Here is an 8,592-nt window from a genome sequence, read left to right on the forward strand (position 1 = left end):
TTTGCGGACACGGCCTAGCGGTCCGCGACCCGCATCTCGAACCAGGTCGTCTTGCCGCGCGGAAGGAGGTCGACGCCCCAACGGTCGGAGAGCTTGTCGACGAGGAACAGACCCCGGCCGCTGACGTCGAGTTCCTGGACCGGCAGCAGGCAGGGCAGGCCCCGGGACGGGTCGCGGACCTCGACGCGGATGCGTCCGCGCAGGCGGCGCATGCGGAGGTGGAAGACCAGGGCGCCGGTGTGCCGTACGGCGTTGCCCACGAGTTCGGAGACGAGCAGGACGGCGTCCTCGGTCATCCTGGGGGTCAGTCCCCACTGGCGCAGGACCACCATCTGGGCGAGGCGGCGGGCCGCCGCCGCGGACTCGGGGCGGGACGGCAGCGACACCTCCTGCTCCGTGGGGTTGCCGTACGTCTCGAGAGCCTTCAGCGCCAGTTCGTCCTCCACCGCGGGCGACCAGCGCCCCGTGGTCGCACGGCCGCGTCCTCGCGGCTGTTCGATGCCCTCCAGCCCCGCCATGCCCCCATCATGGCCGCCCGGTGTGCCCGCCGGGGCCGTTCCGGAGGAATGCGCCCCGCGCGAGCCCGCCACCGCACCACCCGATCGGCATGTGCCACAGGCAACGCAGAGTCGAACACGACACTGTTGACCTGCGACGACAAATCGACCAACGACAGGACACGGGTTCCCCCGGCGGGACGGGCCCGCGGTCGCCGCCGGGCTTCCGCGAACCGCCCCTTCGAGGGAACCGGCCATCACGTCAACAGCAAGCGGACACGCGCGCGTTCAGCGGCCGTTCAGCGGAACTTCGCCTTGCCCGGCCCCTCCTCGACGAAGCTGCGCATCCCGATCGCCCGGTCCTCCGTGGCGAACAGGCCCGCGAACCAGTTGCGCTCCACGGCCAGGCCCGTCTCGATGTCGGTCTCCAGACCGGTGTCGATCGACTCCTTCGCCGCGCGCAGGGCGATCGCCGGACCCTGGGCCAGCTTCGCCGCCCACGCGTGCGCCGCCTCGTAGACCTCCGCCGCCGGCACCACCCGGTCCACCAGACCGAGCGCCAGCGCCTCGTCGGCCTTCACCTGGCGGCCCGTGAAGATGAGGTCCTTCGCCTTGGAGGGGCCGATCAGCCGGGCCAGCCGCTGGGTGCCGCCCGCGCCCGGGATCAGGCCGAGCAGGATCTCCGGCTGGCCGAGCTTGGCGTTCTCCCCGGCGATCCGGTAGTCCGCGCACAGCGCCAGCTCGCAGCCGCCGCCCAGCGCGTACCCGGTGACGGCCGCGACGACCGGCTTGGGGATGCGGGCCACCGCCGTGAAGGAGTCCTGCAGAGCGCGGGCGCGCAGGACCATCGCGGTGTGGTCCATCTCCTGCATCTCCTTGATGTCCGCGCCGGCCGCGAACACCTTCTCGCCGCCGTAGACGACCACGGCGCGCACGTCCTCGCGGCGCGTGGCCTCCTCGGCCAGTTCCTTGAGCCGGTCCTGGGTGGCCACGTCCAGCGCGTTCATCGGCGGGCGGTCCAGGCGCAGCGTGCCGACGCCGTCCGCGACTTCGAGGTTTACGGTCATGCAGGCAGGTTAACGTCCACTAACGGCAACGGGCCCGGTGCGGTAGCTCACACCGGGCCCGCGCGCAGTCAGCGCGTCACGCCTTCCACTTCTCCCAGGACATGTTCCAGCCGTTGAGGCCGTTGTCCGGGTCGATGATCCGGTCCTCGGAGTTCTTCACGACGACCACGTCGCCGATCATCGAGTTGTCGAAGAACCAGGCGGCGGGCGCGTCCTTGTCCCAGCCGCCGCGCACGTCGCGCAGGCCGATGCAGCCGTGGCTGGCGTTGTAGTTGCCGAAGGCGTCGCCGCCCCAGTAGTTGCCGTGGATGAAGGTGCCGGAGGTGCTCAGCCGCATGGCGTGCGGGACGTCCTTGATGTCGTACTCGCCGCCGTAGCCGACCGTCTCGCCGTTCATCCGGGTGACGGGCAGCCGCTCGGTGATGACCATCTGGCCGTTCCAGGTCTCGTAGCCGGGGGCGCCGGTGGTGACCGGGATGGTCTTGACGAGTTTGCCGTCCCGCATGACCTTCATCGTGAGCTTCTTCGCGTCGACGACGGAGACCTGCTCGCGGCCGATGGTGAAGGAGATGGTCTTGTCCTGCTCGCCGTAGACGCCGGGGCGGCCCTCGACGCCGTCGAGGTTGAGGCGGACGGTGACCTTGGTGCCGGCCTTCCAGTACTTCTCGGGCCGGAAGTCGAGCCGGTCGTTGCCGAACCAGTGGCCCGCGACCTCGACGGCCGGCTCGGTCTTGATCTCGATGGCCTTCTCGACGTCCTCGGGGTTGGTGATCCCCCGGGTGAAGCGGAGCGAGAACGGCATTCCGACGCCGACGGTGGAACCGTCCTCGGGGGTGAACTGCCCGATGAACGTGTTCTCCGGCGTCAGGGTGGTGAAGCGGGAGTCCTCGGCGGCGGTGCGCCCCGCCGAGTCCTTGGCGACCGCGTGCACCCTGTACGTGGTCGCGGCGGCCAGGTGGGTGGACGGCGTCCAGGTGGCGCCGTCCTTGGATATCGCGCCGTCGACCTCCGTGCCCTCGGTGTCCTTGACGACGACCTCGGTGAGCTTGCCCTTGGCGGCCGTCACCTTCAGGGCGCCGCTGGTGTCGACGGACTTCGCGCCGTCCTTCGGGCTGATGGCGACGACCGCCTCCGACTGCCCGCTCACGGCGCTGGCCGAGCCCTTCGGCTTGTTCCCGCCGTCCCCCGGGCCCTGCCCGGAGTCCGATCCTCCGCCGCACGCGGTGACCGTCAGCAGCAGCGCCCCGAGTATCAGCGCGAGCGGCCCCCTGCCGCGTCCGCTCCCCCCGCGCGCGTCCACCGACGCCCCCGATATCGGCCGCACGTTCAACTTGTCTCCCCTCAACGGGTCCGGAACCGGACCCTCACCGGGCCCCGTCGGGCCCGCTCCCCAGCGCGTCCCGCGCGCTCGGCGCATATTAACCACATGGTCAGCGCGCCGGGCGCCCCGGAAATGTCACCGTTCGGTCCCAACCGTTCCCCCCTTTCGGGTCACTTCACCGCACTGCCCGCTTTCCACCGCTTCCAGCTCATGTTCCACCCGCCGAGCCCGTTGTCGGGCGAGACCGTTCTGTCATTGCTGTTGACGACCTCGACGACGTCGCCGATGAGGCTGCGGTCGAAGAACCAGCCCGCCGGGGTGTCGGCGCCGCCGCCCTTCACATCGCGCAGGCCGACACAGCCGTGGCTGACGTTGGCCCGGCCGAAGACACTGGCCGGGGCCCAGTAGTTGCCGTGCAGGAAGGTGCCGGAGTCGGTGAGCCGCATGGCGTGCGGGACGTCCGGGATGTCGTACTCGCCCTTGCCGTCCTTCTTCTTGAAGCCGACCGTGGCGCCGTTCATCCGGGTGACCTCCAGCATCTCGGTGACCACCATCTTGCCGTTGTACGTCGTGGTCCTGGGGGCGCCCGCGGTGATGGGCACGGTGCCGAGCAGCTCGCCGTCGCGCCGGACCTCCATGGTGTGCTCGGCGGCGTCGACGAGGGAGACCTGGCTGCGGCCGACGGTGAAGGTGAACGTCTTGTACTGCAGGCCGTAGACGCCGGGCGCGCCCTCGACGTCCCGCAGCCGCAGGTCGACGCTGACCTCGGTGCCGGGCTTCCAGTACGTCCTGGGACGGAAGTCGAGCCGGTCGTCGCCGAACCAGTGGGGGCGGATCTCGACGGCGGGTTCCGCGGTGACGCGGATGGCGCGTTCGACGGCCGCGCGGTGCTCGATCTCCCGGTTGAACTCCAGGGAGACGATCATTCCGGTGCCGACCGTGGCGCGGTTCTCCGGGGAGACGTACCCGATGAAGCGCTCCTCGGGGACGTGGGTGGTGAAGGTCGTGTGCCGGGCCGAGCGGCGGCCGTGGCCGTCGACGGCGACCGCGTCGACCGTGTACTCGGCGGCCAGCGCGAGGCGCTCGCCGAACGGCTTCCAGCTGCGCCCGTCCGCGGAGATACGGCCCGGCACCGGCATCTCCTGGGCATCCTGGGACTTGATCACCTTCACGGACTCCAGCCGCCCGTCCGGCACCCGGACGGAGAGGTCGGTGTCCGGCTCGACGCCCTTGCTGCCGTCGTCCGGCCGGACCCGGATGACGTCCTCGGGTGCGGGGGGCTTGCCGGGCCCGCCGAAACCGATCCCCCCGGTGCCGTCCCCGGTGCAGCCGGCGGCCCCGGCCAGGAGTCCTGCCCATGTCAGTACGGCGGCCAGTGCGGCCCTCGCGCGCCGCGCGCGCCCTTGTACGTGCCTCACATGGATGTCCAACGACGGCGCCCGCCCTGGGGAAACGTGAGTGCGAGCCAAGCTCTGGGCAGAACAGGGGGGAGGGCGACGCGACGGGGAGCCGGGCCGGGACGCCACAGGCCTTGCTGGGCAGGTCGTCCCATGAGCCGTGGGAGGCGTACTGGTGTCCAGCGCTGCCGAGCAGGAGACGTGTGCCGGGGAGGGGCGCCCGGCCCCCGTCGTGGACGGCGCCGCGCGCGCGGCGCCGTCGGTGTCCGCGTGGCCGGGGGCGCCGATGCCGCTGGGCGCGCGGTTCCGGGTCGGCCCGGACGGGGTGGCCGGCACCAACTTCGCGCTGTGGGCGGGCGGGGCGGAGGCGGTCGAGCTGTGCCTGTTCGACGAGGCGGGCGGCGAGCGGCGGGTGCGGCTGACCGAGCTCACCCACGAGATCTGGCACGGGTTCGTGCCGGGGGTGCTGCCGGGGCAGCGGTACGGCTACCGGGTGCACGGCCGCTGGGACCCGTGGACCGGCGGGCGCTGGAACCCGGCGAAGCTGCTGCTCGACCCGTACGCGCGCGCGGTGGACGGCGAGTTCGCGCTGCCCCCCGAGGTGTACGGGCATGTGCGGGACTGGCCGCAGCAGCAGGTCGCGGACACCGTGCGCGACGACCGGGACTCGGCGCCGTTCGTCCCCAAGGGCGTCGTCGTCCACGATGACGACGACTGGGCCGACGACCGCCGCCCGAAGACCCCCTGGGCGGACTCGGTGATATACGAGCTGCACGTCAAGGGCTTCACCCGGCTGCACCCGGGGATCCCCGAGGAGCTGCGGGGCACCTACGCCGGTCTCGCCCACCCCGCCGCCCTCGAGCACCTGACCAAGCTCGGCGTCACCGCCGTCGAGCTGCTGCCCGTCCACCAGTTCGCCCACGAGGACCACCTGCTCAGGAGGGGCCTGAAGAACCACTGGGGCTACAACTCCGTCGGCTACTTCGCCCCGCACGCCGCCTACGCCGCCTCCGGCACCCGAGGCCAGCAGGTCGGCGAGTTCAAGCGGATGGTGCGCGCCCTGCACGCGGCCGGGATCGAGGTCATCCTCGACGTGGTCTACAACCACACCGCGGAGGCGGGCGAACTCGGCCCGACGCTGTCCCTGAAGGGCATCGACAACCGCGGCTACTACCGCCTCCAGGCGGACGCGCGCCGGTACGCCGACTACACCGGCTGCGGCAACACCCTGCACGTGGTCCAGCCGCACGTGCTGCGCCTGATCACCGACTCGCTGCGCTACTGGGTCACCGAGATGGGCGTCGACGGTTTCCGCTTCGACCTGGCGGCGGCGCTGGCCCGCTCCATGCACGACGTCGACATGCTGTCCCCGTTCCTCGCGGTGATCGCGCAGGACCCGGTGCTGCGCCGGGTGAAGCTGATCGCCGAGCCGTGGGACGTGGGGTCCGGGGGGTACCAGGTGGGCGCGTTCCCTCCGCTGTGGACGGAGTGGAACGACCGGTACCGCGACGCCGTGCGCGACTTCTGGCGGCACGCGCTGCCCGACGTGCGGGAGATGGGGTACCGGCTGTCGGGCTCCAGCGACCTGTACGCCTGGGGCGGGCGCAGGCCCTACGCGTCCGTCAACTTCGTCACCGCGCACGACGGCTTCACCCTGCGGGACCTCGTGTCGTACGAGCGCAAGCACAACGAGGCCAACGGCGAGGGCAACCGGGACGGCTCGAACGACAACCGGTCCTGGAACTGCGGCGCCGAGGGCGAGACCGACGACGAGGGGGTGCGGGCGCTGCGCCGCCGCCAGCTGCGCAACCTGCTGACCACCCTGCTGCTGTCGACGGGCGTGCCCATGCTGGTCGCCGGTGACGAGCTGGGCCGCACCCAGGGCGGCAACAACAACGCGTACTGCCAGGACAACGAGATCAGCTGGCTCGACTGGGGACTGCTGGCGGAGCCCGGCTGGAAGGCCCTGTCCGACCTGACCTCGCGGCTGATCGCGCTGCGCCACCGGCACCCGGTGCTGCGCCGCCGGGCGTTCTTCTCGGGGCGGGCGCACTCGGCGGACGGGCTGCGGGACCTGGCGTGGTTCACCGCGCGGGGCACCGAGATGACCGAGGGGGACTGGTACGCGCCCGCCGCCACGCTGGGCATGTACCTCTCGGGGCGGGACATACCGGGCCGCGACGAGCGGGGCGCGCCGATCCTCGACGACAGCTTCCTCGCCGTGCTGCACGCCGGGGACCGGCCGGTGGACTTCGTGCTGCCGGGTCCGCCGTGGGCGGAGCGGTACGAGGTGGTCGTCGACACCTCGGTGGAGGAGCAGGCCGCCGAGCCGTCGGCGGCGCACCGCGCGGGGACGACGATCACGGTGCCGGAGCGGTCGGTGCTGCTGCTGAAGGTGGCCTCTGACGGGAGTGTTGCGGGTTCGTGAACGTGTTGCCGGTCCGTGAACTCCCCGGGCGAATCGTTGCCCCCGCGCCGCGCCCGCTGGCATCGTCCATGGTCATGAGGCCGTCCCCCGCGCTCTGTCGCTGAGCCGCCGCTCCCCCGGCTCCGCCCGTCTTCCCTTCGCGTGTCCCTTCCGGGGACACGTCTGCCCAGAGGATTCCGTCATGCCCGAGATATCCCGTCGTGCCTTCGGTGGACTCGTCGGTGGTGGTGCCGCGACCGCGCTCGCGGGCACGGCCACCGCCGAGGCCGCCGAGGGCACCCGGGCCGCCGCCGAACGCCCGTTCCGTGCCCGGCCCGCCGACCGGGGCCACCGCAGACCCAACGTCCTGTTCATCCTCGCCGACGACCTCGGCTGGGCCGATCTGTCGGCGTACGGCGCACCGCACATCCGCACCCCCCACCTGGACCGGCTCGCCGCGCAGGGCGTGCGGTTCACCAACGGCTACGCGGGCTCCGCGACCTGCTCCCCCACCCGGTTCAGCCTCTACACCGGGCGCTTCCCCGGCCGTACCCCCGGCGGACTCGCCGAGCCCATCGGCAACCGCACCCAGGGCCTCGACCCCGGCCACCCCACCCTGGCGTCCCTGCTGAAGAAGGCGGGCTACGACACCGCCCTGATCGGCAAGTGGCACTGCGGCTTCCTCCCCGACTACAGCCCCACCCGGTCCGGCTGGGACGAGTTCTTCGGCAACTTCGGCGGCGCCCTGGAGTACTTCTCCAAGCTGGGCCAGCTCGGCGAGTACGACCTCTACGAGGGCGACGCCGCCTACCGGGACCTGCGCTACTACACGACCGTGCTGACCGAGCGGGCCGTCGAGTACGTCGGCCGGGACCACGACCGGCCCTGGCTGCTCAACCTCAACTTCACCACCCCGCACTGGCCGTGGCTGACGGAGGACGACGAGGAGGCGGGCGCCGAGATCGCCGCGCGGATCCGGGGCGGCGGCCCGGTGCTGCCGGCGCTGCTGCACCAGGACGGCGGCTCGGTGGAGAAGTACCGGGAGATGGTGGAGAGCCTGGACGCGGCCGTCGGCGAGGTGCTCGCCGCGCTGCGCAGGTCGGGCCAGGAGCGGGACACGGTCGTCGTGTTCGCCAGCGACAACGGAGGCGAGCGGTTCTCCTACCAGTGGCCGCTCAGCGGCGAGAAGTCGCAGCTCCTGGAGGGCGGCATCCGGGTGCCGACCATCCTGCGCTGGCCCGCCCGGATCGACGCCCGCCAGGTCAGCCACGAGCCCGTCTACACCCCCGACTGGACGGCGACCCTCCTGGAGCTGGGCGGCGCCCGCCCCGACCCGGCCTACCCGCTCGACGGCCACAGCCTGGCCGGCTATCTGCTGCGCGGCGAGGACCTCCCCGAACGCGACCTGTTCTGGCGGGTGCGGGGCAACCGGGCGCTGCGGCGCGGCGACTTCAAGTACTACCGGGACGCGACGGGCCGCGACCACCTGTTCAACCTGGCGGAGGACGTCCGCGAGCAGGCCGATCTGGCCGCCGCCCGGCCGGAACTCCTGGCCGAGCTGAAGGGGGCGTGGGAGGCGGTCGCCAAGGGGCTGCTGCCCTACCCGGGCACCTGACCGCGCTCCCCGCCGCGCCCGGCCGCGCTCCCTCCCGGCCGTGCTCCCCGCCGACGGGAAACTCGGTGGGCGTCGTCGGTGGCTGTCCGTAATCTCGACATGATGGCGACGACACGTACCCCCACCGCAGAAGACAGTCCGGACCAACCCGCCGGCCCACCTGCCGCTCCCCCCGCCCGCCGGTCCGCCGTGCGCAGCCTGCTCCGGCTGTGGCCGTACGTGCGGCCCGTGCGGACGCGGCTGTTCACCGCCGCGTTCGTCGCGGTCGTCGCCTCCTGCGTGGGCCTG

At 72.2% G+C, this 8,592-nt stretch carries 7 protein-coding genes; 3 read left to right on the forward strand and 4 right to left on the reverse strand.

All coding sequences use genetic code 11. The features are described from left to right. Positions 1–14 precede the first annotated feature (14 nt). The 4 genes from CCN42_RS28680 to CCN42_RS28695 all read right to left on the reverse strand — a co-directional run bounded on the left by CCN42_RS28680 (position 15) and on the right by CCN42_RS28695 (position 4,303). Positions 15–518, reverse strand: coding sequence for an ATP-binding protein (locus CCN42_RS28680; protein ID WP_086739962.1), 504 nt, complete (start codon positions 516–518; stop codon positions 15–17). 278 nt (positions 519–796) lie between these two features. After that, entirely contained in the window at positions 797–1,564 is a 768-nt protein-coding gene (locus CCN42_RS28685; protein WP_086168282.1) for an enoyl-CoA hydratase/isomerase family protein, read from the reverse strand. Positions 1,565–1,640: 76 nt separating this feature from the next. Continuing rightward, positions 1,641–2,894, reverse strand: a complete 1,254-nt coding sequence (locus tag CCN42_RS28690; RefSeq protein WP_211294821.1) for a L,D-transpeptidase — start codon at positions 2,892–2,894, stop codon at positions 1,641–1,643. Positions 2,895–3,055: 161 nt separating this feature from the next. Continuing rightward, positions 3,056–4,303: a L,D-transpeptidase gene (locus CCN42_RS28695; RefSeq protein ID WP_086739965.1), complete on the reverse strand. Its 1,248-nt coding sequence runs from the start codon at positions 4,301–4,303 to the stop codon at positions 3,056–3,058. Between the two features lie 154 nt (positions 4,304–4,457). Here CCN42_RS28695 and glgX point away from each other — a divergent pair, with 154 nt between their 5' ends. From glgX to CCN42_RS44875, 3 genes are all read left to right on the forward strand, one after another. Then, a complete protein-coding gene (gene glgX, locus CCN42_RS28700) occupies positions 4,458–6,710 on the forward strand; it encodes a glycogen debranching protein GlgX (RefSeq protein WP_086739969.1) in 2,253 nt (750 codons plus the stop codon). A gap of 181 nt (positions 6,711–6,891) precedes the next feature. Further along, positions 6,892–8,304 (forward strand): sulfatase family protein, encoded by a 1,413-nt coding sequence (locus CCN42_RS28705; RefSeq protein WP_086739967.1) that lies wholly within the window; start codon positions 6,892–6,894, stop codon positions 8,302–8,304. 102 nt (positions 8,305–8,406) lie between these two features. Next, positions 8,407–8,592 (forward strand): hypothetical protein (locus CCN42_RS44875; RefSeq protein WP_245877508.1); only part of this gene is annotated, 186 nt, incomplete at its 3' end.

Origin of the sequence: Streptomyces glaucescens, from assembly GCF_002154375.1 — a bacterium.
Taxonomy (GTDB): domain Bacteria; phylum Actinomycetota; class Actinomycetes; order Streptomycetales; family Streptomycetaceae; genus Streptomyces; species Streptomyces glaucescens.